The sequence below is a fragment of the Halomonas sp. H5 genome, assembly GCF_050613175.1.
In the GTDB taxonomy this organism is placed as follows: domain Bacteria; phylum Pseudomonadota; class Gammaproteobacteria; order Pseudomonadales; family Halomonadaceae; genus Bisbaumannia; species Bisbaumannia salifodinae.
In genome coordinates this window covers 1,058,521-1,083,988 of the sequence record NZ_CP192510.1, presented here as the reverse complement: position 1 = coordinate 1,083,988, position 25,468 = coordinate 1,058,521, and the positions used below count along the sequence as shown (strand labels likewise).

Annotated in this window: 23 protein-coding genes; 8 read left to right on the top strand and 15 right to left on the bottom strand. The window is 67.9% G+C overall.

The window, feature by feature from the left end; translation table 11 throughout:
• Positions 1-11: 11 nt before the first annotated feature.
• The 5 genes from ACQ1W9_RS04975 to ACQ1W9_RS04955 form a co-directional block, all read right to left on the bottom strand.
• Entirely contained in the window at positions 12-1,502 is a 1,491-nt protein-coding gene (locus tag ACQ1W9_RS04975) for a SulP family inorganic anion transporter (protein ID WP_431025612.1), read from the bottom strand.
• A 540-nt stretch (positions 1,503-2,042) separates the two neighbouring features.
• Positions 2,043-2,951, bottom strand: coding sequence for a DMT family transporter (locus tag ACQ1W9_RS04970; RefSeq protein WP_431025611.1), 909 nt, complete (start codon positions 2,949-2,951; stop codon positions 2,043-2,045).
• Positions 2,952-2,984: 33 nt separating this feature from the next.
• Positions 2,985-3,785 (bottom strand): slipin family protein, encoded by an 801-nt coding sequence (locus ACQ1W9_RS04965; protein ID WP_431025610.1) that lies wholly within the window; start codon positions 3,783-3,785, stop codon positions 2,985-2,987.
• Positions 3,786-3,892: 107 nt separating this feature from the next.
• A complete protein-coding gene (locus ACQ1W9_RS04960) occupies positions 3,893-5,365 on the bottom strand; it encodes an NfeD family protein (protein ID WP_431026408.1) in 1,473 nt (490 codons plus the stop codon).
• A 79-nt stretch (positions 5,366-5,444) separates the two neighbouring features.
• The gene (locus tag ACQ1W9_RS04955) at positions 5,445-5,756 is read right to left on the bottom strand and encodes a putative quinol monooxygenase (RefSeq protein ID WP_146804141.1); all 312 of its coding nucleotides are present in this window, start codon (positions 5,754-5,756) and stop codon (positions 5,445-5,447) included.
• 87 nt (positions 5,757-5,843) lie between these two features.
• Between ACQ1W9_RS04955 and ACQ1W9_RS04950 the strand changes: the two genes are divergently transcribed.
• Positions 5,844-6,248: a VOC family protein gene (locus ACQ1W9_RS04950; RefSeq protein ID WP_431025609.1), complete on the top strand. Its 405-nt coding sequence runs from the start codon at positions 5,844-5,846 to the stop codon at positions 6,246-6,248.
• 278 nt (positions 6,249-6,526) lie between these two features.
• Here ACQ1W9_RS04950 and ACQ1W9_RS04945 read toward each other — a convergent pair whose 3' ends face one another.
• The 4 genes from ACQ1W9_RS04945 to eutB form a co-directional block, all read right to left on the bottom strand.
• On the bottom strand, positions 6,527-7,303 hold the full coding sequence (locus tag ACQ1W9_RS04945) for a maleate cis-trans isomerase family protein (protein ID WP_431025608.1): 777 nt from the start codon (positions 7,301-7,303) through the stop codon (positions 6,527-6,529).
• Positions 7,304-7,432: 129 nt separating this feature from the next.
• Positions 7,433-8,113 carry a haloacid dehalogenase type II gene (locus tag ACQ1W9_RS04940; RefSeq protein WP_431025607.1) on the bottom strand — a complete coding sequence of 227 codons (681 nt, stop codon included), beginning with the start codon at positions 8,111-8,113 and terminating at the stop codon, positions 7,433-7,435.
• Positions 8,114-8,238: 125 nt separating this feature from the next.
• A complete protein-coding gene (locus ACQ1W9_RS04935) occupies positions 8,239-9,195 on the bottom strand; it encodes a cyclodeaminase (protein WP_431025606.1) in 957 nt (318 codons plus the stop codon).
• A 234-nt stretch (positions 9,196-9,429) separates the two neighbouring features.
• Positions 9,430-10,446 (bottom strand): hydroxyectoine utilization dehydratase EutB, encoded by a 1,017-nt coding sequence (gene eutB / locus ACQ1W9_RS04930; protein ID WP_431025605.1) that lies wholly within the window; start codon positions 10,444-10,446, stop codon positions 9,430-9,432.
• Here eutB and ACQ1W9_RS04925 point away from each other — a divergent pair.
• Positions 10,445-10,705: a hypothetical protein gene (locus tag ACQ1W9_RS04925; RefSeq protein WP_431025604.1), complete on the top strand. Its 261-nt coding sequence runs from the start codon at positions 10,445-10,447 to the stop codon at positions 10,703-10,705. The genes eutB and ACQ1W9_RS04925 overlap by 2 nt on opposite strands.
• Positions 10,706-10,751: 46 nt before the next feature.
• Here the strand turns inward: ACQ1W9_RS04925 and ACQ1W9_RS04920 are convergent, their stop codons facing one another.
• The 5 genes from ACQ1W9_RS04920 to doeA all read right to left on the bottom strand — a co-directional run bounded on the left by ACQ1W9_RS04920 (position 10,752) and on the right by doeA (position 16,817).
• A complete protein-coding gene (locus tag ACQ1W9_RS04920) occupies positions 10,752-12,161 on the bottom strand; it encodes an aspartate aminotransferase family protein (RefSeq protein ID WP_431025603.1) in 1,410 nt (469 codons plus the stop codon).
• A gap of 198 nt (positions 12,162-12,359) precedes the next feature.
• The gene (locus ACQ1W9_RS04915) at positions 12,360-13,829 is read right to left on the bottom strand and encodes an NAD-dependent succinate-semialdehyde dehydrogenase (protein WP_431025602.1); all 1,470 of its coding nucleotides are present in this window, start codon (positions 13,827-13,829) and stop codon (positions 12,360-12,362) included.
• A 191-nt stretch (positions 13,830-14,020) separates the two neighbouring features.
• Entirely contained in the window at positions 14,021-14,491 is a 471-nt protein-coding gene (locus tag ACQ1W9_RS04910; protein ID WP_431025601.1) for an Lrp/AsnC family transcriptional regulator, read from the bottom strand.
• Between the two features lie 62 nt (positions 14,492-14,553).
• Positions 14,554-15,570 carry a N(2)-acetyl-L-2,4-diaminobutanoate deacetylase DoeB gene (doeB, locus tag ACQ1W9_RS04905; protein WP_431025600.1) on the bottom strand — a complete coding sequence of 339 codons (1,017 nt, stop codon included), beginning with the start codon at positions 15,568-15,570 and terminating at the stop codon, positions 14,554-14,556.
• Positions 15,571-15,617: 47 nt separating this feature from the next.
• On the bottom strand, positions 15,618-16,817 hold the full coding sequence (doeA, locus tag ACQ1W9_RS04900; protein WP_431025599.1) for an ectoine hydrolase DoeA: 1,200 nt from the start codon (positions 16,815-16,817) through the stop codon (positions 15,618-15,620).
• Between the two features lie 200 nt (positions 16,818-17,017).
• Here doeA and ACQ1W9_RS04895 point away from each other — a divergent pair, with 200 nt between their 5' ends.
• The 6 genes from ACQ1W9_RS04895 (at position 17,018) to ACQ1W9_RS04870 (ending at position 23,494) form a co-directional block, all read left to right on the top strand.
• Positions 17,018-18,424 carry a PLP-dependent aminotransferase family protein gene (locus tag ACQ1W9_RS04895; protein ID WP_431025598.1) on the top strand — a complete coding sequence of 469 codons (1,407 nt, stop codon included), beginning with the start codon at positions 17,018-17,020 and terminating at the stop codon, positions 18,422-18,424.
• A gap of 13 nt (positions 18,425-18,437) precedes the next feature.
• On the top strand, positions 18,438-19,367 hold the full coding sequence (locus ACQ1W9_RS04890) for a 2-hydroxyacid dehydrogenase (protein WP_431025597.1): 930 nt from the start codon (positions 18,438-18,440) through the stop codon (positions 19,365-19,367).
• Between the two features lie 352 nt (positions 19,368-19,719).
• Positions 19,720-20,283: a nicotinamidase gene (locus tag ACQ1W9_RS04885; protein WP_346061743.1), complete on the top strand. Its 564-nt coding sequence runs from the start codon at positions 19,720-19,722 to the stop codon at positions 20,281-20,283.
• A complete protein-coding gene (locus ACQ1W9_RS04880) occupies positions 20,280-21,632 on the top strand; it encodes a nicotinate phosphoribosyltransferase (RefSeq protein ID WP_431025596.1) in 1,353 nt (450 codons plus the stop codon). The genes ACQ1W9_RS04885 and ACQ1W9_RS04880 overlap by 4 nt, the downstream gene beginning before the upstream one ends.
• Before the next feature lie 107 nt (positions 21,633-21,739).
• Positions 21,740-22,456, top strand: a complete 717-nt coding sequence (locus ACQ1W9_RS04875; RefSeq protein WP_431025595.1) for a hypothetical protein — start codon at positions 21,740-21,742, stop codon at positions 22,454-22,456.
• Between the two features lie 111 nt (positions 22,457-22,567).
• Positions 22,568-23,494, top strand: coding sequence for a lysine exporter LysO family protein (locus ACQ1W9_RS04870; protein ID WP_431025594.1), 927 nt, complete (start codon positions 22,568-22,570; stop codon positions 23,492-23,494).
• 206 nt (positions 23,495-23,700) lie between these two features.
• Here the strand turns inward: ACQ1W9_RS04870 and ACQ1W9_RS04865 are convergent, their stop codons facing one another.
• Positions 23,701-25,191: a carbohydrate porin gene (locus ACQ1W9_RS04865; protein ID WP_431025593.1), complete on the bottom strand. Its 1,491-nt coding sequence runs from the start codon at positions 25,189-25,191 to the stop codon at positions 23,701-23,703.
• Between the last annotated feature and the right edge of the window lie 277 nt (positions 25,192-25,468).

The following is a 25,468-nucleotide window of genomic DNA, read 5'->3' as shown; positions in this document are numbered from 1 at the left end:
GGTACCTCCCCTCAGTGACCGCCCATCAGCTTCTCGACGGCTTCCGGGTCGTTATGCACGGCGTAGCGGTCGACGATGGTGGCGCTGGCCTCGTTGAGGCCGATCAGTTCCACCTCGGTGCCCTCGCGGCGGAACTTGATGACGATGCGGTCCAGGGTCTCCACGGCGGTGATATCCCAGAAGTGGGCCCGGGAGAGATCGATAGTGACCTTCTCGAGGCTCTCCTTGAAGTCGAAGGCGGCCATGAAACGCGACGCCGAGGCGAAGAACACCTGACCCACCACCCGATAGGTGCGCTCGCTGCCCTGCTCGGCGAGCTCGGAGCCGAGGTAGAGGATATTGCCCACCTTGTTGGCGAAGAACATCGCCGCCAGCAGCACGCCGACGAAGACGCCGATGGCCAGGTTATGGGTGCCCACGGTGACCGCCACGGTGGCCAGCATGACGATATTGGTGCTCATCGGATGCTTCTTGAGGTCGCGGATGGAGCTCCAGCTGAAGGTACCGATGGAGACCATGATCATCACCGCCACCAGGGCCGCCATGGGGATCTGCGAGACCCAGTCGGCGAGGAAGACCACCATGATCAGCAGCGCCACGCCGGCCACCAGGGCGGAGAGACGGCCGCGGCCGCCGGACTTCACGTTGATCACCGACTGGCCGATCATCGCGCAACCCGCCATGCCGCCCAGCAGGCCGGTGCCGATATTGGCGAGGCCCTGGCCCTTGCACTCGCGGTTCTTGTCGCTCGGGGTATCGGTCAGGTCGTCGACGATGGTGGCGGTCATCATCGACTCCAGCAGACCCACCACGGTGAGCATGATCGCATAGGGCAGGATGATGCCCAGGGTCTCGAGGGTCAGCGGCACGTCCGGCCACAGGAACACCGGCAGGGCATCGGGCAGCTCGCCCATGTCGCCGACGCTGCGGATCTCCATGCCGGTCAGCAGGTAGACGGCGGTCAGCACCAGGATGCACACCAGCGGCGACGGCAGGGTCTTGCCGATCACCGGCACATAGGGGAAGCCGTAGATGATGACCAGGCCGGCGGCGGTCATGGCGTAGACATGCCAGGTGACGTCGGTGAGCTCCGGCAGCTGGGCCATAAAGATCAGGATCGCCAAGGCGTTGACGAAGCCGGTGACCACCGAGCGCGATACGAAGCGCATCAGGTCGGCGAGCTTCAGGTAGCCGGCGACGATCTGCAGCACCCCGGTGAGCAGGGTGGCGGCGAGCAGGTACTCCAGGCCATGCTCCTTGACCAGGGTCACCATCAGCAGCGCCATGGCGCCGGTGGCGGCGGAGATCATCCCCGGGCGGCCGCCGGCGAAGGCGATGATCACCGCCATGGAGAAGGAGGCGTAGAGGCCCACCTTGGGGTCGACCCCGGCGATGATGGAGAAGGCGATGGCCTCGGGAATCAGCGCCAGGGCCACCACGATGCCGGCCAGGGTGTCGCCCTTGAGGTTGGAGAACCAGTCTTGCTTGATCGATCGAATCATTCTGCGGTCCAGTCGAGGGGTGATATCTCGCCGAGGCGCACGACGCCCTGCCATGACAGGGGCGGCTCGCCGGGCGAGGAGCGTTGATGATTTGCGGGTATGGGCGAAACGAGGACGCACTCGGGCGCCAGGCATCCAGAGTGATGCCAGGGGGTGACGCTGCCATGACGGCAGTCGCGTCTCCCCGGGGAAGGGGAAGGCAGTGCTAGGGCGGAGTCATACCGCGTGGAGAGGCGTGAGTCACCTGCTGAGAATCCCTTGCTCGTTTCATTGGCGCCCGACAAGACCCAAAAGGGTTTGGGGCGCTTATTTTCGGTTCATCGCAGATCAGCATGAAGCAACAACATGGCTAATTCCGGCTTGCTATCGTGGGAGTTTGGCTATGCCGACGGTCCGACGCCTCGGCGATTGGCGCCGCCAGGTGCCTTGGGGCTTGCCAGGATCGCCCTTCGGACGATATCGCGCAGAATCTGCGCTCCCACCATGTATTCACGCCAGAGCGCGGAGAACCTTGATTTGAGGAGCGCAAATTCTACCAGCTTACTCGGCGTCCTGCACCCGCTGCCTGAGGCGTCGTTCGCGACGCAGGTCGAAGGCGCCCTTGAGCCCCAGGGTGCCGAGTACCAGGGCGCCGCCCACCAGGGCCGAGGGCGAGGGACGCTCCGCCAGAAGCCACCATAGCCAGAGGCTGCCCACCACCACCTCCAGCAGCATCAGCAGCCCCACCTCGGCGGCGGGCAGGTAGAGGGGGCCGCGCTGGATCAGGGTAAAGCCCAGCGGCAGCAGCCCCAGGCAGAGCAGCAGCAACAGCCCCAGGCGCTCCACCGGCGGCCAGGCCAGGCCATCGCCGGCGATGCCGTAGAGTGCCGCCGCCAGGGCCACCAGCAGCCCCGAGAGGGTCAGCATGGGGCTCATGTCGACACCCGGGCGGGTGCGGCAGAGGGTGAAGTTGGCGGCCAGGGAGAGGGCCGCCAGCAGCGCGAATCCGTTGCCCAGGAGGCTGCCGGCGCCGGCCTCGTCGGCGACGATCAGGGCGGTGCCCAGCAAACAGGCGCCAATGGCCAGCCAAGTGCTGGGGGGCTGGCGTTCGCCGAGGAAGCAGCGCGACAGCAGGGCGGCGAAGAGCGGTGCCCCGGCCAGGATCATCAGGACGTTACCGCCCTTGGTGTACTGGTTGCCCAGCACGAAGCCCAGGCTGGAGCCGGCAAACAGCAGCGCCACCCCGACCCCGGTGACACCGCAGTGGCGATAGGCGGCGAAGAAGTCCCGCCCCTGGCGAAGCCAGACGATGATCACGAAGCCCAGCGCCGTCAGCAGCCCCCGCCATAGCAGGATCTCGGCGTCCGGCAGGCCGATCAGCTTGATCAGCAAGGCATCCGGGGAGATCACCAGGGCCCCGCCAGCCGTCATCAACAGGCCCTGCTGGCGGGGCGACAGGCGTGGACTCAAGGTCGCCTCGCGGCCCTCAACGCCTGACGGGACTCAGGAGGCTCCCTCCCCCCCGGCGCCCCCGCCGGTACGCGCCCGGGCCGCCGGCGAGGCCTTCATCTCGCGGAAGGCCTCGACCAGGTCGATGGGCAGCGGCACCACGATGGTGGAGGCGTTCTTGTTGCTCATGTCGCTCATGGTCTGCAGGTAGCGCAGCTGCAGGGCCCCGGAGTTCTCGGACATGATATTGGCGGCCTCCACCAGCTTCTTGGAGGCCTGCAGCTCGCCCTCGGCATGAATCACCTTGGCGCGCCGCTCCCGTTCCGCCTCGGCCTGGCGGGCGATGGCGCGGATCATGCTCTCGTCGAGGTCCACGTGCTTGATCTCCACATTGGCCACCTTGATGCCCCAGCCCTCCGCCGAGGCGTCGATGATCTCCTGGATATCGTCGTTGAGCTTGTCGCGCTCGGAGAGCATCTCGTCCAGGTCATGCTTGCCGAGCACCGAGCGCAGGGTGGTCTGGGCCAGCTGGCTGGTGGCATTGACGTAATGCTCCACCTGGATGATCGCCTTCTCCGGGTCCACCACCCGGAAGTAGAGCACCGCATTAACCTTGACGGTGACGTTGTCCTGGGAAATGACGTCCTGTTCCGGCACGTCCATGGTGATCACCCGAAGGTCCACCACGTCCATCTTCTGGATAGCGGGGATAATGATGATCAGGCCGGGCCCCTTCACCGATTGAAAGCGTCCCAGGAAGAAGACCACGCCACGCTTGTATTCCGGCAGGATGCGAATCGCCGCCGCCAGGAACATCACCACCAATACCAGGGGAACGAGATAGGTCACCATCATGGTTCGGACTCCTCGATTGTCGCTGCGAATTCGCTGCTGCTCTCGTCAGCATAGCCTCTCGGCTCTGTACGAAAACTGTCTGCGCTCGCCGACTTTTCGAACAAAACCTAGTCGGCATCACTCAGGGGCGCCACTTCCACGGTCAGGCCGTCGACCCGCACCACCCTCAGCACCTGGCCGCGACGCACCGGCCCGGCGGATACCGCCCGCCAGCGCTCCCCGTGCAGGCGCACATGCCCTTCCCCCTCGAAGTCCTCCAGGGCGGTGGCCTGGGCCTGCATCAGTTCCTCCTGGCCGGTGCGCACCGGGGCGCGGCGCAGGCCCACGAAGCGGGTCATCACCCACAGCATCAGGATGGCGGCCAGGCCCGCCACGCCGCCGATCATCGGCAGCGAAATGCTCAGGTGCTCGGCATCCATCAGGATCACCGAGCCGATCACGAAGGCCACCACCCCGCCGATGCCGAGGATCCCGAAACTGGGCATAAAGGCCTCGCCGACGATCAGCCCCAGGCCCACCAGGATCAGCGCCAGGCCGGCGTAGTTGACCGGCAGCACCTGGAAGGCGAACAGCGCCAGCAGCAGGCAGATGACGCCGATGGTGCCGGGGATCAGGCTGCCGGGGTTGGAGAGTTCGAAGATCAGCCCATAGAAGCCGATGATCATCAGGAAGTAGGCCACATTGGGGTTGGTGATCACCGCCAGCAGCTCGGTGCGCCAGTCGGGATCATAGGTCTCGATCACCAGGTTGGTCGTATCCAGCACCCGGGTGCCGCTCTCCATCACCACCTCGCGGCCATCGATCTGGGCCAGCAGGTCGGCCAGGTCGCCGGCCAGCACATCGATGACGTTGCGCTCCAGGGCCTCGCTGGAAGTCAGGGTCACCGCCTCGCGCACCGCCTCCTCGGCCCAGTCGGCGTTGCGCCCGTGGCGCTCGGCCAGGCCGCGAATATAGGCCACGGCGTCCTCCAGCACCTTGCGTTCCATGGCGGTCTCGCCGCGACGGGGCTCATCCCTGGGAGCCGGCTCATCGGCCACCGCCTCGTCGTTATCGGCTGGCCGATCCGCGACCTCCTCGGGCTCCTCGGCGGTGGCCTCGGACGACTCCGAAGCCTCTTCGGCGGGTGCCTCCGGCTCGTCTTCCATTCCCGGCAGGCCGCCGCCGCCCAGCTGTACCGGCGTCGCGGAGCCCAGGTGGGTGGCGGGGGCCATGGCGGCCACATGGCTGGCATAGAGCAGGTAGGTGCCGGCGCTGGCGGCCCGGGAGCCGCCGGGGGAGACATAGAAGGCCACCGGCACCGGTGAGGAGAGCATGGCGCTGATCATCTCGCGCATGGAGGCGTCGAGGCCGCCGGGGGTATTGAGCCTGACCACCACGATCTCGGCTTCCGCCTCGGCCGCCTTGCGCAGGCCGCGCTGGAAGTAGTCGTTGCTGGCGGGGCCGATGGCCCCGTCGATGGTCAGCACCCAGGCGCTGCGCTCGGCCTGCTGGGCCTGGGCATGCCAGGCCAGGGCGCCGCCGAGGGCCAGACACAGCAGCGACAGGATCAGGATGATGCCCTGGCGAGTGTTCCACCGCATGCTGCCCATGGCTGCCCCTCCGGCTATCTCGCACTCTTAATCGTGTGATGGAGCGCCGGGACGTTGGTTCATTCCGGCCTCAGGCCCGGCGAACCTCCGGGCTGGTGGCCAGCACCCCGGCACGGATCACGCTCTGCTGCTCGATCAGGGGATTCACGACCTCGCGGCTGGCCTGGTAGTGAGGCGTCTGCTTGTGCTCGGCCAGGGCCGCTTCATCCCGGTATATCTCATAAAGGTAGAAGAGATTCGGGTCCTGCTGGTCTTCCAGCACATCGAAGACATGGCAGCCCGGCTCTTCGCGCACCGAGGCGGCGGCATTGGGCAGCATCGCCTCCAGGAAGCGCTCCCGCTGGCCAGGCTTGAGCTGGGTCTTGACGATAATACAGAACATTCGCGGCTCCTCGACTTGACGATGAGGTTAAATGGAAATATTTTCCACAAAATATCATAGTCGAGTCGATGACCAAAGGAAGCGCCCATGCAACGCCCCGCCCCCCTCAATGGCATGCGCCATATCGCCCTCCAGGTGCAGGACCTGGAGGCCTGTGAACGCTTCTACGTGGAGCTGCTGGGCATGGAGGTGCTGCGCCGCGCCCATGCCGACCTGGTCTACCTGACCCTGGGCAACGACAACCTCTCGCTGAGCCGCGCCAAGGCGCCCACCGGCGAGGATCCCCAGCGCCTGGATCACTTCGGCTTCGTGGTGGATACCGCCGAGGACGTGGATGCCTGGCACGACTACCTCAAGGCCCAGGGCGTCCGGGTGACCAGCGCCCCCCATGACCATGCCGATGGCGCCCGCAGCTTCTACTGCCTGGACCCGGACGGCAATAGCGTCCAGCCGCTCTACCATCCCTGCGTCTCCGGGCAGCGGCTGGGCTAAGTGCCGAGCACTGAGAGCCGGGAGCTGTCATGCTGCTTCCGGGCAAGCAGGCTCGCGGCTGGACATCGCTCCAGGCAGGTGAGCGACGTCGCCGGGATGCCGGCGCGACGCGAGCCGGGTAGCGCAAGCCGACAGGGATGTCGGCTTCAGGCCGGCAAGAGGGACCTTGGTCCGGCCTGGTGCGCGTCACCCGGCGAGTAAAGCGTCGGGGTTGCGTCCCGGAGAGGAGCGAATCGCCTGGCGCGAAGACAGCATCATCACCTTGAGGCGCTTTCCCCCTACCCGGCCAATAATCGACCGAAACCCGCCAGCCGGGTGGCCCGTCCGGCCAGTCGCCGGGCGTGCCAGTAGAGGGCCTGGTTGCTGGACAGGCAGGGAATCCCGAAGCGCGCCTCAAGCGCCTCGAGTCGCTCCAGGGCGCGCAGGTTGGTGCAGGGCATCACCACCGCTTCCACCCCCTCGGCCCCCTCCAGCAACACCGCCAGGGCATCGCCGAGACAGTCCGGGTCCACCGCCGGGATATCCACGTCGCGGCGCAGATGGAAGCCGCCCACGGCGGCCACCTGGATGCCCAGTTTCTCGAAGGCGGCATAGAAGGCGGCATTGAGCTCCCGCACATAGGGGGTCAGCAGGGCGATGCGCCGCGCCCCCAGGCTCGCCAGGGCCTCGCGCAGGGCCAGCCAGGGGTGGGTCACCGCCACCCCGGGACGCACCGTGGCGAAGGTCCTGGCGATGGGTGGGTCGCCGATCAGCAGCCCCGCCGAGGTGCAGCCGAAGACCAGGGTATGCAGGGGCAGCCCCGGCACTAGGGTACGCGCCGCGGCCTCGATCTTCGGCGCCAGGGCCAGCAAGGCCCGGGGCGTCACCTCCCCGGTGGTCGGCAAACGGGTCGAAAAGCACTCCATATCGTCGCCCAGCAAGCGCTGCCAGTCCCGCTCCAGGGTGTAGTCGGTATCCAGCAGCACCAGGCCGATGCGCAGCAGCTCGGGACGCGCATAACGCCGATAGGGTAATCCCCGCTCCAGATAGGTGAAGTGCTCGCCCCAGTCACCCATGCCGCTCCTCCCGATATCACCTTGCCCCAGCATAGTCCGAGACTGTCCGGGGCGAGGCTCAGGGCGTTCGGCCAGGCTCTCCAGGTCGGTCACGGTGCGGTGTGAGAGGGGTTCGCCGCCCCGACGAAATCAGTCGGCGAAGCCAATTAGCCGTTCGGCCAGGCTTTCCAGGTCGGTGACGGTCAGATCGGGTTCGCCTCCCCAGGGATCGAAGGGCGCCTCGGCCAGGCGCCGCACCCAGACCGCATGCAGGCCGGCATGGCGGGCGCCGATCACGTCGAAGGGGTTGCTGGAGACCAGCCAGGTGGCCTCCGCCGGGGCCTCCAGGCGATGGCGCAGGTGGGAGTAGACGGCGGGGTCGGGCTTGAAGCGCTTGATCTCGTCGACGCTGACGATATCGTCGAAGGCCTCGGCGAGCCCGGCCTGGGCCAGCAGCGCCGCCACCGTCTCGCGAGCGCCGTTGGAGAAGGCCACGCAGGTGATGCCCGCCTCACGCAGCCGCGCCAGGGCGGCGGCCGCCTCGGGATAGGCGGGCAGGCGACCGTAATGGGCCATCAGGCGATCCAGTTGGAGCTCGCTGAGGGGGCCGCCGAAGGCGCGGTCGGTGAATTCCAGGGCCTCCCGGGTGCACTGGGCGAAATCGGCATAGGCGCCCATCAGGCCGCGGCGGAAGCTGTACTCCAGTTGCTTGTCCCGCCAGCGCTGGGAGAAGGCCATGGCGCGATCGCCGAGCAGGTCCTCCAGCTCGGCGACCACCCCATGGGGATCGATCAGGGTGCCATAGACATCGAAGGCGATAACCCGACGCATAGGACTCGACTCCAGGACAATCACGGTGCCACCCAGCATGGGCCAGCCCCGGCCCCCGCTCAAGGGCGCGCGGGTCACGCCCTATCAACCGAGGCTGAGCCGAGGCCGAAGGCACACGACAGGAACTAGTCGCCGACCCGGGCCAGGCGCTCCAGGGCGAAGTTGGCGATGGCGGTGTCCTGCACCCCGGTGCCGGTGAGATCGCAGACGGTGATATCCCGGGGCGAGCTCCGCAGCCGCCAGCCCTCGGCGATCACCCGCCCCAGCTCATAGACGCTAAAGGGTGGCTCGCCCTTCGCCACCAGGGCCTGGAGCTCGCCATTGGTCTCGCTCTGGGCCCGGGTATCGCAGACGAAGGCGCTGGCCAGGTGCAGCACCGACTCGTCCAGCTCCCGCTTGCCGGGGCTATCCGAGCCCATCGCGGTGATATGTACCCCCTCGGGGAGTTCGCCGGCATGCAGGATGGGACTCCGCGACGGCGTGGTGGTGATCACGATATCCGCCGACGCGCAGGCCGAGGCCACGCTATCGTGGGCCCGCGCTTTCAGCCTCTGGTCTTCGAGGCGCCGGGCGAAGGCCTGGGCCGCCTCGTGGCGCCGCGCCCAAATATCCACCCGGTCGATCTCCCGCACCAGGCGCAGCGCCTGGACCTGCAGCTCGGCCTGCTCGCCGGCGCCCAGCACCGCCACCCGCCGGCTGTCGGGTCGCGACAGGTGCTTGGCGGCGATGGCCCCGGCCAGGGCGGTGCGCACCGCGGTCAGGTAGCCCTCGTCGAAGAGCACCGCCTCCACCAGGCCGGTCCGGGCGGAGAACACCAGCATCAGGCCATTGAGGCTGGGCAACCCCAGCCTGGGGTTATCGAAGAAGCCGGGGCTGACCTTGATGGCGAAGCGCGGCGCGCCGCGGATATGGGCGGTCTTGACGTCCACCTCGCCGTTGGCCTCTTCGATGGCCATGGAGAGGATCGGCGGCTGCACTACCTCGCCACGCCCCAGGGCGGCGAAGCCCGCCTCCACCGCCGCCAGGGCCTCGAGGTCCAGGCCCACGGCCTGGCGAATCGCATCACGGTAGAATAGCTGCATCACACTCCTCCTCTGCCAAACACAAAGCCGCCACCAGAGTTACCAGCCGGCCGGAGGCTGAGCTCGCGATCCCGGGCCCGAATTCCTGTCGCTACGCTTGCCGCCTGCACGTCGCTTCACAACATAGTCCCTCACGAGGGAATCGGAGAGGCGCGCCTCCTGGCTCGCCATCCCTGGCGAGCCACGTGCGCGGCTGCTCTGGCACCAGCGGTCCCGGGTAGACTTCGCTTCGCCTCAACCTCCGGCCTTACGGGAAACCTGCACTAACGCCCGGGCGCGATCGAAGGTCTCGAGCGATACCGCATTGCCGGAGAGGATCAGCGCCACCTTCTGGCCGCGGATATCCAGCCCATGGGCCTCGATGGCCGCCAGGCCCACCGCCGCGGCCCCCTCTACCAGCAGCTTCTCCTCGGCCAGCAGGCTGACCATGGCCGTGGCGATGGCCGCCTCCGAGACCTGATAGTGGTCGTCCATCACCCGCTGCACCAGGGCGAAGGTGCAGCGATTGTCCAGACCGATGCCGCCGCCCAGGGAATCCGCCAGGCTCGCCACCTCCGCCACCTCGACGGGATGGCCGGCCCGCAGGCTCTCCCACATGGCCGCCCCCGCCGAGAGGCTGACCCCGGTGATCCGGGTGGCGGGACGAATCGCCTTGATGGCGGCGCCGATGCCGCCCAGCAGCCCGCCCCCGGAGAGCCCCACGATCACCCGGTCGAGCTCCGGCTGGTCCTCCATCAGCTCCAGGCCGATGGTGGCCTGGCCGGCGACGATCAGCGGATCGTCGAAGGGCGGGATCAGGGTCATGCCCTCCTCCGCCACCAGCCGCGCCACCTCGTCGAAGGCCGCATCCTGGCTGGCGCCGCAGCGCCGTGCCTCGGCGCCCAGGTCGCGGATGGCGGCCACCTTGTTGTCGGGCACCAGGGTCGAGAGGCAGATCACCGCCGGGATCCCCAGCTCGGCGGCGGCATGGGCCACCGCCCGGCCATGGTTGCCGGTGGAGGCGGTGGTCACGCCCCGGGCCAGGGCCTCCCGACCATGGCGCTCGATCAGGGCACCGAGCATATGGGTGGCGCCGCGCAGCTTGAAGGCACCGGTGGGCTGACGGGTCTCCAGCTTGAGATAGACCTCGGCGTCGAAGCGCCGCGACAGCGCCCGGGAGCGGACCAGCGGCGTGCGCACCACCCGGCCGGCCAGGCGCCGGCGGGCGGCATAGATCATCGCCAGGTCGATATCGGACTCGGATCGAGGCATGGGCGATTCACCTCCCGGCAATGCTTTCAGTATGGCGATGCCGGGCAAAGCCGCCACCGGCGCTCGTCACCGCCATCAAAAAGGTTCTTCGCATTCTGGCGTGAACCCCATGGTGGGAGCGCAGATTCTGCGCGATATCGCCCGAAGGGCGAGCCTGGCCGGCACCCAGGGCGACTGCGTCGCCCAATCGTCCGGAATCCGGACTCCCACAACCCCAGCAGCCAACCAGGCCTTCACGTTGATCTGCGATGAACCATAAAAAAAGCGCCGGGGGTCTCCCCCCGGCGCCTGGTGACGTAGCCGACTTAGCTGGCCTTGAGTTCGCCGCTGCGGGTCAGCTCGTCGGCCACCTTGTCCACGGCGCGCTTGGCGCGGGCCACCACCTCGTCCACCTCGGCGCGGCTGATGGTCAGCGGCGGCGCGAAGCCGAGGATATCTCCCTGGGGCATGGCCCGGGCGATCAGGTTCTCGTCGAGGGCGGCGGCGGCAATGCGCGGGCCCACCTTGAGGGCCGGGTCGAAGTGCTCGCGCCGGGCCGGGTCAGCGGAGAACTCCAGGGCCGCCAGCAGGCCCACGCCGCGCACGTTGCCGACGATGGGGTGGTCGCCGAAGGCGGCCTGCATCTGGTGCTGCAGGTAGGCCCCGGTCTCGGCGGCGTTCTGGGTCAGGCCCTCCCGCTCGATGATCGCCAGGTTGGCGAGGCCCGCGGCGCAGCCCAGGGCGTGGCCGGAGTAGGTCCAGCCGTGACCGATGGGGCCGAACTCGCCGGTGCCCTGCTCCAGTACCCGCCAGACGCGGTCGCCGACGATCACCCCGGAGAGCGGCTGGTAGGCGCTGGTCAGGCCCTTGGCGACGGTGATCAGGTCCGGCTCGATGCCATAGTGGTGGCTGCCGAAGTCGGCGCCGATACGCCCGAAGCCGCACACCACCTCGTCGGCGATCAGCAGCACGTCGTACTTGGCCAGCACCGCCTGGATCGCCTGCCAGTAGCCCTCCGGCGGTGGCACGATACCGCCGGTGCCCAGCACCGGCTCGCCGATAAAGGCGGCCACGGTCTCGGGCCCCTCGGCGAGGATCATCTCCTCGAGCTTCCGGGCACAGTAGGCGGAGAACTCCCGCTCCGTCATGCCCTGCTGCTCGGCGGCCCGGTGGTAGTAGTAGGGTGCCTCGGTGTGGCGGATGGTCTCGATGGGCAGGTCGAAGTGATCGTGGAAGGCCTTGAGCCCGGTCAATGAGCCGGAGGCGATGCCCGAACCGTGGTAGCCGCGCATCCGCGAGATCACCTTCTTCTTCTGCGGACGACCCAGGACGTTGTTGTAATAACGCACGATCTTCAGCTGGGTCTCGTTGGCGTCAGAGCCGGACATGCCGTAGTAGACCTTGGACATGCCGGGGCCGGCCAGCTCGAGGATCTTCTCGGAGAGCTCGATCTGCGGCTCGTTGGCGTGACCCACATAGGTGTGGTAGTAGGAGAGCTTCATGGCCTGCTCGTAGATGGCCTCCGCCACCTCGCTGCGGCCATAACCGATATTCACGCAGTAGAGCCCGGCGAAACCGTCGATAAACTCGCGGCCGTCCTTGTCGACGATGGTGATGCCCTGACCGCCGGTGATCACCCGCCCCGGCGCGTCGCCATGGGCGAAGTCGCGCAGGTGAGTGGAGGCGTGGAAGGTGACCTTGCGGTCGCGGTCGATCAGTTGCTGATGCAGGCTCATGGCGCTTCTCTCTTGGCTAGGCTCCCCGGCGTCCCGCCGAGGAGAATGTTCATAGGAATTCAGTAAAACCACTAATCTTGAGAGCTCTGCGAGCGAAGGCCAGACAAGGCGGATCTTGATGAGAACAGCGGAGTTTACGTTCTGTAAATGAGCATGTTCGAATCAAGATCCAACGCCGTATGGCCGAGCGCAGCAAGCTCAACTACCGGAGACGGAGCCCAGGGCACCCAGGCAGTAGTACTTGGTCTCCAGGTATTCATCGATCCCGGTATTGCCGCCCTCGCGGCCCAGCCCCGACTGCTTGACGCCGCCGAAGGGCACGGGGGGGCCGGTCATCTTCACCGAGTTGACGCTGACCATGCCGTACTCGAGCGCCCGCAGCAGCTTCCAGATGCGGCGAATATCGTGGGTGTAGACATAGGCCGCCAGACCATACTCGGTGTCGTTGGCCAGCTCGATCACCTCATCGTCGTCGCCATAGGCGGTGACGCCGGCCACCGGGGCGAAGTTCTCCTCCCGCCACACCTTCATCTTCGGCGTCACCCCGGTGAGCAGGGTGGGCACGAAGAAGTTGGGGCCCGGCGCCTGGGACTGGTCGCCGGCCACCAGGGTGGCGCCCTGGGAGAGGGCGTCGTCGACGATGGCCGAGGCCTTGTCCACCGCCTGGCCGTGGATCAGCGGGCCCAGGTCCACCTCCGGCTCCAGGCCGTTGCCCAGGGTCAGGGCCGCCATGCGGCTGGCGAAGTGGGCCACGAAGTCGTCATGGATTGACTCGTGGACCAGGATGCGGTTGGCCGCCAGGCAGTCCTGCCCCGCGGTCTGGAACTTGGCCGCCACGGCGGCGAAGGCCGCCTCCCTGGGATCCATGTCCGGGCCGACGATAAAGGGCGCATTGCCGCCCAGCTCCAGTGAGACCCGCTTGACGGTATGAGCGCTCTGCTCCAGCAGCAGGCGGCCGACCCGGGTGGAGCCGGTGAACGACAGCGCCTTGACCCGCGCCTCGGCACACAGGATCTCCGACACCTCGGCGGGCTCCCCCAGCACCACGTTGAAGATGCCGGCGGGAATCCCGGCGCGCTCGGCGAGCTCGGCCAGGGCCAGCGCCGAGAAGGGCGTCTCGCCGGCGGGCTTGACGATCACCGGGCAGCCGGCGGCCAGGGCGGCGGCGGCCTTGCGGGTGATCATCGCCAGGGGGAAGTTCCAGGGCGTGATCAGGGCGGCGATGCCTACCGGCTCCTTGATCGTGCCCAGGGCGGCATTGGGAATATGGCTGGGAATGGTCTCGCCATAGGTGCGCTTGCCCTCCTCGGCGAACCAGCGTACGAAGCTGGCGCCATACTCCACCTCGCCGCGGGCGTCGGGCAGCGGCTTGCCCTGCTCCCGGGTCATGATAATGGCCAGGTCCTCGCGGTGTTGCTGCAGCAGGTCGTACCAGGCCAGCAGGCGCTCGCAGCGCTCGTCGGCGCGCAGCGCCCGCCAGTGCACGAAGGCGGCCTCGGCGGCGTCCACAGCACCGCGGATCTGCTCGGCTTCCAGCCAGGGAATATGCCCCAGGGTCTCGCCGGTGGCGGGGTCCACCACGGCCTCCTCGCGGCCGCCATCGCCGTGGGTCCACTTGCCGTTCACGTAGGCATGCTGGCGCAGTAGGCGCGGATCGTTGAGTTTCATGGGTCACCTCCCCTGACGACGTGGCGGCGGGCCGCCACGGTGGTCGAATCGCATCGACAGCCTCGGGCTGTCCATGTGCTCAGGGTAAGGCCTGAGGGCGGGGGAGACTTTTCGATAGGGCCGCGGGACGATGCGGTTTTTTTTGTCTCCCGGCGGGCCACAGGAAGTTTTTCTGGGCCCGATGACAGGGGCTAGTCGGAGATCAGTTCCAGGGGCGGCGGGGCCTGTTTGACCTGCTTGGTGACGATATAGGTGAAGTAGCGTTCGATGCCCACCTCGGAGGTGAGCCAGCCGTCGATCAGCCGCTGGTAGGCGTCGATGGAGTCCGCCTCCATCTTGAGCAGGTAGTCGACGCCGCCGCCCACCGCCACGCATTCGGTGACCTCGGGGGTCTCGCGCACCACCGTCTCGAAGCGCTGGAAGCTCTCGGCGTTATGGGCCTTGAGCTCCACCTGGACCCAGACCGGGGTGCGCTTGACCAGCACCCGGGCGTTGATCCGCGCCCCATAGCCCTCGATGATGCCGGCCTTCTCGAGACGCTTGACCCGCTCCCAGCAGGGGCTGACCGAGAGGTTGATGCACTCGGCCAGGCGTGACTTGGTGATGCGGCCATCCCTGGCCAGGATCTCGAGGATCTTTAGATCGTAACGGTCAAGCTTCATTAGGCTCCTCGGCCAAGCTCTCACAGTAGGAGGGGAGGATAGCCCCGGGGTTACGGTGAAGGTCAGGCCTCGAGTCGATCGACGACCTCGGCGATCACCGCGATGGTGTCCCCCATATTGACCCGCGCGGGGAAGCGACGTGCCACCAGCATACCATCGCGGCCGGCATGGTATTCCACGGGGGCGGCGCCGGTGCGGGTCAGGTCATGGACCCGGGCGATCAGCTGGCCCCTGGCGACCCGCTCGCCCAGCGCCACGGTGAGCTCCAGCAGGCCGCCGTGCTCGCTCTGCACATAGCAGCTGGCGTCGGGCATATCCACATAGACCTGGGGCTCGGCGGGGGGCGTCACCTCGCCGTCCATCAGCCCGAAGTGGATCAGGAAGTTCTTGATACCGCGCTCGGTGATGGCCAGGCGCTCCGGGGTGGTGGTGCCGCCGCCCCCCAGCTCGGTGGCCACGAACACCTTGCCCTGACTCTCCACCGCGGTATCGAAGAGCTTGGTGGCATCCAGCTCGAACATCAGCATGGCGGTGGGGGCGCCGAAGGCGATGGCCCCCTCCAGGGCGCGGCGCTGCAGGGCCTTGTCCTCCAGGTGGTGAGAGGCGGCGAAGGGCACGATATCCAGGGTGCTGCCGCCGGAGTGGAGGTCGAGCACCACATCGGAGAGCGGCACCAGCTCGCGGGTGAAGTAGTCGGCGATCTGCTCGGTGACGCTGCCGTCCGGGTCGCCGGGGAAACTGCGGTTGAGGTTGCCGCCATCCAGCGGCGAGGTGCGCTTGCCGGCCTGGGCCGCCGGGGCATTCATGGTGGGGACGATGATCACCCGGCCACGGATCTCCTCGGCCTCGAGCTCGCTGGCCAGCTTCAGCAGGGCGGTGATGCCCTCGTACTCGTCGCCATGGTTGCCCCCGGTGAGCAGGGCGGTGGGGCCTTCGCCGTTCTTGATCACGGCGACGGGAATCATCACCGCCCCCCAGGCCGACTCATCGTTGGAGATCGGCAGCTTCAGGTAGCCGTGCTGGACGCCATCCGCGGCGAAGTCCACGGTGGCGGAGATGGGGCTGGGACGCTTGGTCATTGTCTTGTCTCTCCTTGTTCTCTACGGGCGCGGGGCGGATCGGACGTTCAGCGCACAAATAGCTGGCGCGGGAAGTTGGCCAGGGTCTCGCAGCCGGTCTCGGTAATCAGGATGCTCTCGGTGATCTCCAGGCCCCACTCCTCCTCCCAGAGACCGGGCATGAAGTGGAAGGTCATGCCGGGCTCGAGGATGGTCTCGTCGGAGGGGCGCAGGCTCATGGTGCGCTCGCCCCAGTCCGGCGGATAACTGATGCCGATGGGGTAGCCGCAGCGGGCACCACCGCGGTCGAAGCCGTACTTGTCCATGGCCGCGCCCAGGGCCATGGCGATATCCGCGGTACGGTTGCCCGGTTTGGCCACCGCCAGGCCATTCTCGATGCCCTCCAGCAGCGCCGACTCGGCGCGGATAAAGTCCTGGGGCGGCTTGCCCAGGAAGACGGTGCGCGACATGGGGGCGTGGTAGCGCTTGTAGACCCCGGCGATCTCGAAGAAGGTACCCTCGCCCTTGCGGAAGGGGGTATCGTCCCAGGTCAGGTGGGGCGCCGCCGCGTCCTTGCCGGTGGGCAGCATGGGCACGATGGCCGGGTAGTCGCCGCCGAACACCCGGCCGGTCTCGTCGGTCCAGCCCTCGATGCCGACCCGGTAGATCTCCGAGACCAGCTTGCTCTTGGGCAGCCCCGGCTCGATCACCTCGAGGATCCGGGTATGCATGCCCTCGACGATCTTCGCTGCCACCCGCATGTACTCCACCTCGCGGGGCGACTTGATGGCCCGGCACCAGTTGACCAGGGCATTGGCGTCCAGGAAGCGGGCATGGGGCAGCTCCCGCAGCAGGCTCTGGTAGGCCTTGGCGGAGAAGTAGTAGTTGTCCATCTCCATGCCGATCACCCCCTGGTGCCAACCGCGATCGGGAATGATCGACTGGGCCAGGTAGTCCATGGGGTGCATGTCCGGATTCTGCACATAGTAATCCGGGTAGTAGGTGATGTTGTCCGGGTCCATCCAGCAGGTACGCAGGGCCCCATTGGCATCCATGCGCCGACCGTACCAGACCGGCTCGCCCTCCAGGCCCAGCAGCACGCACTGGTGCACATAGAAGGACCAACCGTCGTAGCCGGTCAGCCAGGCCATATTGGAGGGATCGCTGATCAACAGCATATCGATCCCTCGATTGGCCATCTCGGTACGCACCTTCCACAGGCGGTTGGCGTACTCCTCACGGGTAAAGGGCAGTGAAACCTCGATCATGGCGTCGTGAAGTCCATCAAAGATCGCCGAAACCGGCCGGCCCTCCATCGATGGCCGCCGAGCCGCGGGGTGCGCTAGCAAACCGACGGTTATCATTGTCATGAGTTTTCATAACATTTTGCATGACAATTGCCGGTCAATCACCTTAGGGTGGATACTAGCATTGGCGCCGAGCTCCCCGTCAAAGGCTTTATTGGATCATGACAATTGACTTGACTCCCTACCTCAGCAACGAGGGCCCCAAGTACCTGGATATCGCCCAGGCCCTGGCCGAGGCGATCCGTCAGGGCGATCTCCCCCCGGGCACGCGGCTGCCACCCCATCGCCAGTTGGCCGAGGCCCTGGGCGTTAGCGTGCAGACGGTCTCCCGGGCCTATGCCCAGTCCGAGAAGATGGGGCTGGTGCAGGCCCGGGTGGGCAGCGGCACCTGGGTCAATGCCCTGGACGATGCCCGCGAGTCGGAGTACCTGCGCAGCCCCGAGCCACGCCTGGAGAGTCCGCTGATCGACCTCTCCATCGCCCACCCGGTGTGTCCGCCCCGCCACCACCGGCGCTTCCGCGAGGCCCTGGTGGAGCTGGCCGAGCGCGCCCACCCCGATGTGCTGGCCGCCAACCGCCCCATCGCCGGCCTGCCCCATCAGCGCGAGCGGGCCAATGAGTGGCTGCTGGGGCGCCTCAAGGTGCCCGGCGGGGTCGAGGAGCGCATCCTCTGCAACGGCGGAGCCCATGGCCTGATGCTGGCCATCGCCACCGTGGTCCAGCATGGCGACCTGGTGCTCACCGAGGCCCTCACCGACCATGGCCTGATCGCCCTCTCCCGCACCCTGGGCTTCCAGCTACGCGGGGTGGCCATCGACGAGGAAGGGGTGGTCCCCGAGGCCCTGGAGGCCGCCTGCCGGCGCTTTCGTCCCCGGGCGGTGTGCCTGACCCCCACCCAGCTCAACCCCACCGGCGCGACCATGGGCGAGGCGCGGCGCGACGCCGTGGCCGAAGTGCTGGCGCGTCATGGGGCCTGGCTGATCGAGGACGACGTTCATGCTCTGCTGGAGCCCCCCGGCCTGACGCCGCTGTGCGCCCGCCTGCCCCGCCAGGGCTTTCATGTCACCAGCCTGACCAAGGCGACCCTGCCGGGGCTGCGCGCCGGCTACCTGAGCGTGCCCCGCCAGCAGGTGCACCACACCCTGCCGCGGCTACGCGCCACCAGTTGGATGGCCACGCCGCTGATCTTCGAGCTGGCCGACCTGTGGCTGGCCGACGGCACCCTGGAGACCCTGGCCCGGGAGCAGCGCGAGCTGCTCGCCGAGCGCCAGCGCCTGGCCGCCGAGGTGCTCGCCGGCCATCCCTTCCGGTCGCGCCCCAGCAGCCTGCACCTGTGGCTCTCCCTGCCCCAGGCGTGGCGCGCCGAGGAACTGCAGCAACAGGCCGAACAGGAGGGGCTCTCCATTACCACGGCGGTACCCTTTATGGTGGAGCAGACCCCGCCGCCGCGGCGGGTGCGCCTGAGCCTGGGGGCGGAGCAGGACATCAAGCGGTTGCGCGATGGCCTGACCCGGCTGGCGGCCTTGCTGGAGGAAGCCCCGCCCCCCATGATGCAGGTCGTCTACTGAACGAGGAGTCACGATGAAGATCCTGGTGCATAGCGACGACGCCGAGCAGTGGCGCGACGCCCTGGCCGGACGGCTGCCCGGGGCGCGGGTGGTGACCAGTGCCGAGGCCGAGCGCCGCGACGCCGACTACCTGGTGGCCTGGAAGCCCAGCGCGGCGCTGCTGCGCGAACAGACCCGCCTCAAGGGCATCGTCAACCTGGGCGCCGGGGTGGATGCCCTGCTCAGCAACCCGGGCCTGCCCTCGGGAGTGCCCATCGTCAAGCTGCGCGATGCCGGCATGGCGGGCCCCATCGCCGACTATGTGCGCTATGGGGTGCTGCACTTCCAGCGCGACTTCGACCGCTACCGCCGCCAGCAGGCCCGCGCCGAGTGGCGCGAACACGCCATGGTGGACAAGGGCGACTGGCCGGTGGGGGTCCTGGGGCTGGGTGCCATCGGTGCCAGGGTGGCCGAGACCCTCGCCGCCGACGGTTTCCCGGTGCACGGCTGGAGCCGCACCCCCAAGGCGCTGGAGGGCATCGCTTGCCACCACGGCGAGGCGGGGCTCGAGGCCCTGCTGGGCGAGGTGATGAGCCTGGTGCTGCTGCTGCCGGACACTCCGGCCACCCACCGGCTGATCGACGCCCGGGCCCTGGCGCGCCTGCCGGCGGGAGCCAGCCTGATCAACCCTGGCCGCGGCACCCTGATCGACGAGACGGCGCTGCTCGCGGCCCTGGGGCCTGGCGAAGCCGAGGGGCGGCTGCGCGGCGCCCTGCTCGACGCCTTCCCGAAAGAGCCGCTGCCCGCCGAGAGCCCCTTGTGGCGCCATCCCCGGGTGTGGATCACCCCGCATATGGCCGGTCCCACCCCCCTGGGTGCGGCACTGGACCAGGTCGTGGAGAGCCTCGTGGCCTTCGAGGCGGGGCGCCCCCAGGCCACCGTGGACCCCGGCGCCGGCTATTGATTCCCCTATCTCCCCTGGGCCCAGTCGACGACTTGGGATGTAGGTGAATCGAGGTAGCCTTGCGGGAATTGCTAAGGGGCGCTGGGGGTAGGATGGAGCGGGGGTTTTTTGCCAGGGGTGAGGAGCACGCTCCGAACGGGCTGGCCATGGATGGCCAGCCCCGGTCCTGCAAGCGGAGCAGGATGCGAGAGCGCCGCAGGGCAAAAGTAGCGCCCAGGGATGGGTTTACAGCGCCCCGCGATGGCCTACCCCCAGGTTAGCCCCAGGCCTCGAGATCAGAAGGGCCCCTACACAGCATCACCGACGCGGCGTAGGCTGATAGGTACACGCTAGGAGACTCGGGAGGCTTCCCATGACTCGCGTGACCTATGGCCCCGACACCGCCCTGCTGGTGGTGGATATGCAGAACGATTTCTGCGAGGGCGGCGCCCTGGCCGTCGCCGGTGGCCGGGCCCTGGTGCCCTCGATCAACGCCGAGATAAGCGCCGCCGCCGAGGCCGGCGCCCTGGTGGTGGCCAGCCGCGACTGGCATCCGCTGGAGCACGTCAGCTTCCGGGAGCAGGGCGGTCCCTGGCCGCCCCACTGCGTCCAGGACACCTTGGGTGCCGCCTTCCATCCCGACCTGGCCCTACCCGAGGGGACGGTGCGGGTCAGCAAGGCCTGCGCCTTCGATGCCGACGCCTACTCCGCCTTCGATGGCACCGGCCTGGCCGGTTTCCTGCAGCGTCATGCCATTCGCCGGGTGGTGGTCTGCGGCCTGGCCCTGGATGTCTGCGTCCGCGCCACCGCCCTGGACGCCGTGGCGGCGGGCTTCGCCACCGTGTTGCTGGCCGAGGCCAGCGCGGCGGTGGAGCCCGCGGGCCGCGAGGCCTGTCTCGATAAGCTGCGCCACGCCGGCGTCGAGGTGCTGGCATGACGGCACCCCTGGACGTCTCGGAGACCGAGCTGGTCCTGCTCACCGACCTCTACCAGTTGACCATGACCCAGGCCTACTGGAAGGAGGCGATGGCCGAGCGCGCCACCTTCAGCCTCTTCTTCCGCCGCCTGCCGCCGACCCGGCGCTTTATGCTGGCCTGCGGCCAGCAGCACGCGGCGGCCCTGATCACCCGGCTGCGTTTCGGCGAGGCCCAGCTGGCCCAACTGGCCGCCACCGGCCTCTTCGAGGCGGCCTTCCTCGACTGGCTCGGGGAGTGGCGCTTTAGCGGCGATATCTGGACCCTGCCGGAGGGCACCCCGGTGTTCGCCGACGAGCCCCTGCTGGAGGTGGAGGCGCCCATCGCCGAGGCCCAACTGCTGGAGAGCCTGGTGATGAACCTGGTGCAGTTGGAGACGCTGCTGGCCTCCAAGGCGGTGCGCCTGGTGATCGCCGCCCGGGGCCGCCCGGTGGTGGACTTCGGCCTGCGTCGCATGCATGGCGTCGATGCCGCCCTGCGCGGGGTGCGCGCCTATCGCACCGCCGGCCTGGAGGGCACCAGTAATGTGCTGGGCGGCCTGCGCCATGACCTGCCGCTGCGCGGCACCATGGCGCACAGCTATATCCTCGCCCACGACGACGAAGCCGAGGCCTTCGCCGCCTTCGCCCGCTACTACCCGAATACCACCCTGCTGGTGGACACCCACGATACCCTGGCCGGCGTCGACCAGGTGATCGCCCTGCTCGAGGCCCACCCCGAGCGGCGCCTGGGCGCCATTCGCCTCGACTCCGGCGACCTGGGGAACCTGGCCAAGGAAGCCCGGCGGCGGCTCGACGCGGCGGGGCATAGAGAAGTGAAGATCATCGCCAGCAGCGGCCTGGACGAATACCAGATCGCCGAACTGGTGGCCCAGGGCGCGCCCATCGATGGCTTCGGCGTCGGCACCCAGTTGGGCGTCAGTGCCGATGCCCCGGTGATCGACCTCGCCTATAAGCTGGTGGCCTATGCCGGCCGGCCGCGGGTCAAGCACTCCCCCGGCAAGGTCAACCTGCCCGGCCCCAAGCAGGTCTATCGACGCCGGGACGACGACGGCCGCCTGGTCGGCGATACCCTGGCCCGCCGCGACGAGACAGGGCTCGAGGGCGAGCCCCTGCTGGTCCCCCTGGTGAAGGACGGGCGAGTCGACGGCGAGCTTGTGGCCCTGGCCGATACCGCCCGGGAGCGGGTCGCCGCTTCGCTGGCGGCCCTGCCCGGTACGCTTAAGCGCCTCGACCCCCGGGGCGACGACGAGGAGGCGTATCCGGTGGCGCTTAGCCCGGGGTTGGAGCGGCTGCGTCGAGAGGTCGGCTAACTCCACGGAGAAACGTGCAGAGAGTGCGCAATATCGGCCCTGGCGGGAACGAGGTGACCAAGCGAGACTCTTATTTCGGCGCCCCACCATCAGGGAAAGGAGTCGCCATGCCCCACCTCGATCAAACCCGCCGTCGGCCACCGGCCGGCCGGCGGTTCGCCCTGGCACTGCTGACCCTGGCACTGCTGGTGATGGTCCTGCTGTCACCTACCCCGGCCCGGGCCAATGCCCCGCAGCCGCACCCCTTCGTCGCCGATTATCAGTTGCAAGTCAGCGGCTGGCCCGATGCCCGGGTCAGTCACCGGCTGAGCCGCCACGGTGACTGGTGGGAGAGCGAGATGCGCGCCGCCATTCGCCTGGCCTCCGGCCACGAGCGCAGCCGCTTTCGCCTGGACGGCGACGCCCTGGCCGCCAGCGCCTACAGCAGCGGCTACCGCCTGTTGGGCATCGGCGGCAGCTACCGCCTGGGCCACGACGACCTGCGCGAGCTGCCCGATCGCCAGACGGCGCTGATCGAGCTCTCCCGCCGCGCCGCCAATGGCCATTGCCAGGCCAATCCCCCCTGCACGATCCGCTTCGTCGATCACAAGGGGCGCGAGGAACGGCTCGACTATCGCCCCCTGGCCCCCGTCGCCCAGCGCCTGCCCAGCGGCGAGACGGTTCAGGCAACCCGCCTGGAGGCCTGGAACCCCGACAAGCCCGAGCGGCGCTTCTTCTTCGCCTTCCACCCCCGACTGCCGGGCCTGCTGCTGGACGTGGAGTATCACCGGGACGGCGAGCGCCAGAGTCACCTGCGGCTGGATTCCCTGGAGATCACGGAGTGATCGGACAGTAGTCCTGCTTATCGTGCATCAGGGAAAATCATTTCTCTTTATTTCCGTCTATCGCTAAAGTGAGCCCCTTTTTCGGGACGATCCCCCTGCGATGGAGATGCCATGCTGACCGGCCTGCTGATCGTGCTGCTGCCCCTGCTGCTGGGCTACCTGGTGCCGGTGCGCCATGCCGGGCTGCTGGGGCTGATCAACCGCGGCGTCAACGCCTCGGTCTATGCGATCCTGCTCTTGATGGGAGTCAGCCTGGCGGGCCTGGAGGACCTGGCCAGCCAGCTGTCGCGGATGGGCGGCCAGGCCCTGGCGCTCTTCGCGGTGACCGGCGCCTGCAACCTGCTGGCCCTGTGGTGGCTCTCCCGGCGCCTGGGGCTGAGTGCCGGCACCTCCACAGTGGTGGCCGGCGCCCCCACCAGCAAGCTGGCCGCCCTGGGCGGCTCCCTGGCCCTGCTGGGCGTGGTGATCCTCGGCGTGGCGGCGGGCCTGGTGGCCGGCGCCTGGCTGGGCGAAGCGCTGTTTCGGCAGGCCGAGACCCTGGCGGAATGGGTGCTCTATGCCCTGCTGGCGCTGATCGGCTGCCAGCTCAGGAACTCCGGCATGCCGCTGCGACAGATCCTCCTCAACCGCTTCGGCCTGGCCATTGCCACCACCCTGGCGGCGAGTTCCCTGCTGGCGGGCCTGCTGGCCGCGCCCCTGCTGGGCCTGAGCTGGAGCGAGGGCCTGGCCATGGCCGCCGGCTTCGGCTGGTACTCCCTCTCCGCCATCCTGATCGGCGACCAGCTCGGCCCCCTGCTCGGCGGCGTGGCCTTCTTCAACGACCTGGCCCGGGAACTGCTGGCCTTCCTGCTGATCCCGCTGCTGATCCGCCGCCATGCGGCCCTGGCCATCGGCTATGGTGGGGCCACCTCCATGGACTTCACCCTGCCGGTCATCCAGCAGCACGGCGGCGTGGCCTGCGTGCCCATCGCCGTGGTCAGCGGCTTTATCCTCTCGCTGCTCTCGCCACCGCTGATCCTGTTCTTTCTTTCCTTGTAGCAACGCCGTGGTCAGCGGCTTTTCCTCTCGCCACTCTCAGCCGATCTCGCCACCGCTGATCCTGTTCTTTCTCTCCTTGTAGCAACGCCGGAGGCAGTTCTTCCCCTCCCGGTAGGGCGGGAGTTGCCTCCGCCCGAAACAAGAAAAGCCCGCGTCCGGGGACGCGGGCAAGATCGAAACGGCAGCGCGGCCTGAGTGCGGCGGGCTTAGAACCAGACCTCGGTCTGCACGCCGAAGCTCCACTGGCCACCGGTGAAGCCCTCGTCGCCGAAGCTGCCACCGAACTCGTTCAACTCCTCGTCCCAGTCGGTGTAAGAGGCGAAGGCCCGGATCTCCGGACGCTGCCAGAAGCCGCCCACCTGGGGCTTGAAGGTGGGCGCGATGGTCAGCTTGCCCCAGTTGCCGCTGACGGCGTTGCCGCCCGCGCCCTGGTCGAGGTCCATGTACTGGTAGCTGCCCTCGTACTGCATCTCGAAGTTCTCGGTGATCTCGTTGGCCAGGCGCAGATTGAGGGTGGCCCACTCGTAGCTGTCGCCGGAAACCAAGCGGTCCTCGCTGGTCTCGGCCAGCAGCGCCGGGGCGATGCGCCAGTTGGAGCTCAGGTAGGTGGTGCCATAGACACCGATGCGGGTCGAGGTGGCATCCTCGGTCAGGGCGCCGTTGCTGCCCAGCCCCTTGACCTCGGCACCCAGCCCCTGGCCGTGCAGCAGGGCCACCTTGAAGTTGCCCTCCCCCAGGCCGAAGAAACTGTCGCCATGGTAGGCGATCATGGTCTGGAAGCCGTCGTCGGCCGCCGTATAGCCGTCCCCCTCCATGGCCCGCTCGTCGTTATCGGCGGCCGAGATGCCGTTGACCATCCACTGCCAGTTACCGACGTAGTTATTGGCGGTGAGAATCAGGCTGTCGGTGTCGTCGGTCAGGCCGGGATTCTCGCGACTGACCGGGAAGTCGCTGAAGCTGCGCCCGTAGAGCGAGAAGTTGGCGCGCCAGTCGTCGGCCAGCTGGACATCGTAGATACCCGCCCCGGTACCGGCCAGGAAGACGAAATCGCTGTCCAGCCAGTGAATATCGAAGTTGTCGCGGTCGAAGCGCTTGCCGGCCCAGATGGAGGCATTCTCGAAGGCGCCGGTAAAGCTCGGCAGGTCACTGAACTCGGCATAGACCTGGCGCACATTGAGATTGGAGTCGTCGTTCCAGTCGTTGCTGGTGGTGGTGCCGTCGGCCAGCATGGTGCGGTAGTGGGCACGGGCGCCGTTATCGAAGCGCATGCGGTAGTTGAGGATCGCTTCGGCATAGGTGTCGGGCTCATTACCCAGGCGGCCCACGGCGCCCCCCACGGAGCCCGCCGGGGTCACATAGGGCCCGCCGGGAAGGCTCTTGCGATCCTCGCCCAGCAGCAGGCCGGAGCGGGCATAGACATTGAAGGAGAAGCCCTCCTCCCCGCTGGCCTGGCGCTCGACCCTGGCCAGGCGCTCCTCCACCTCCTCGGTGGTGAGGCGGCCCTCGGCCTGGGCCTCGGCAAGCTCGGCGCGCTGTTCGGCGGCATCGGCCCGCTGCTCGGCGGCGGCGATACGCGCCTCGAGGTCAGCCAGGCGTTGCTCGAGGTCGGTCGACTGGGCGCCGGCGGTTCCGGCCAGGGCGACCCCGGCGGCGGCGATAGCGATGGCGAGTGGAGCCTTGAAGGTGGCGGCATTCATGTCCGTTGTTTCCCCTATTGTTATACGTGATGGTGCGCCGGGGCGATGACCCCGAAGGCAGGGCCCTTGCCCGATCCGTCCCGCTCAGGACTGTATCGTTTAAGTCCCGAGGCACAGTGCGGCGCCATGGTGATGCGGAGAGCACGACCGAAACTTAATCGTTTCAGATTCCCTGCTCAACGCACCCCGGGGAAATTACGACCAATGTCTAGCCCGACAAGGGGAATGTCGGTGATTCTACGAGCCACATCATTATTAGCCTGCTGCGTAGTGAGCG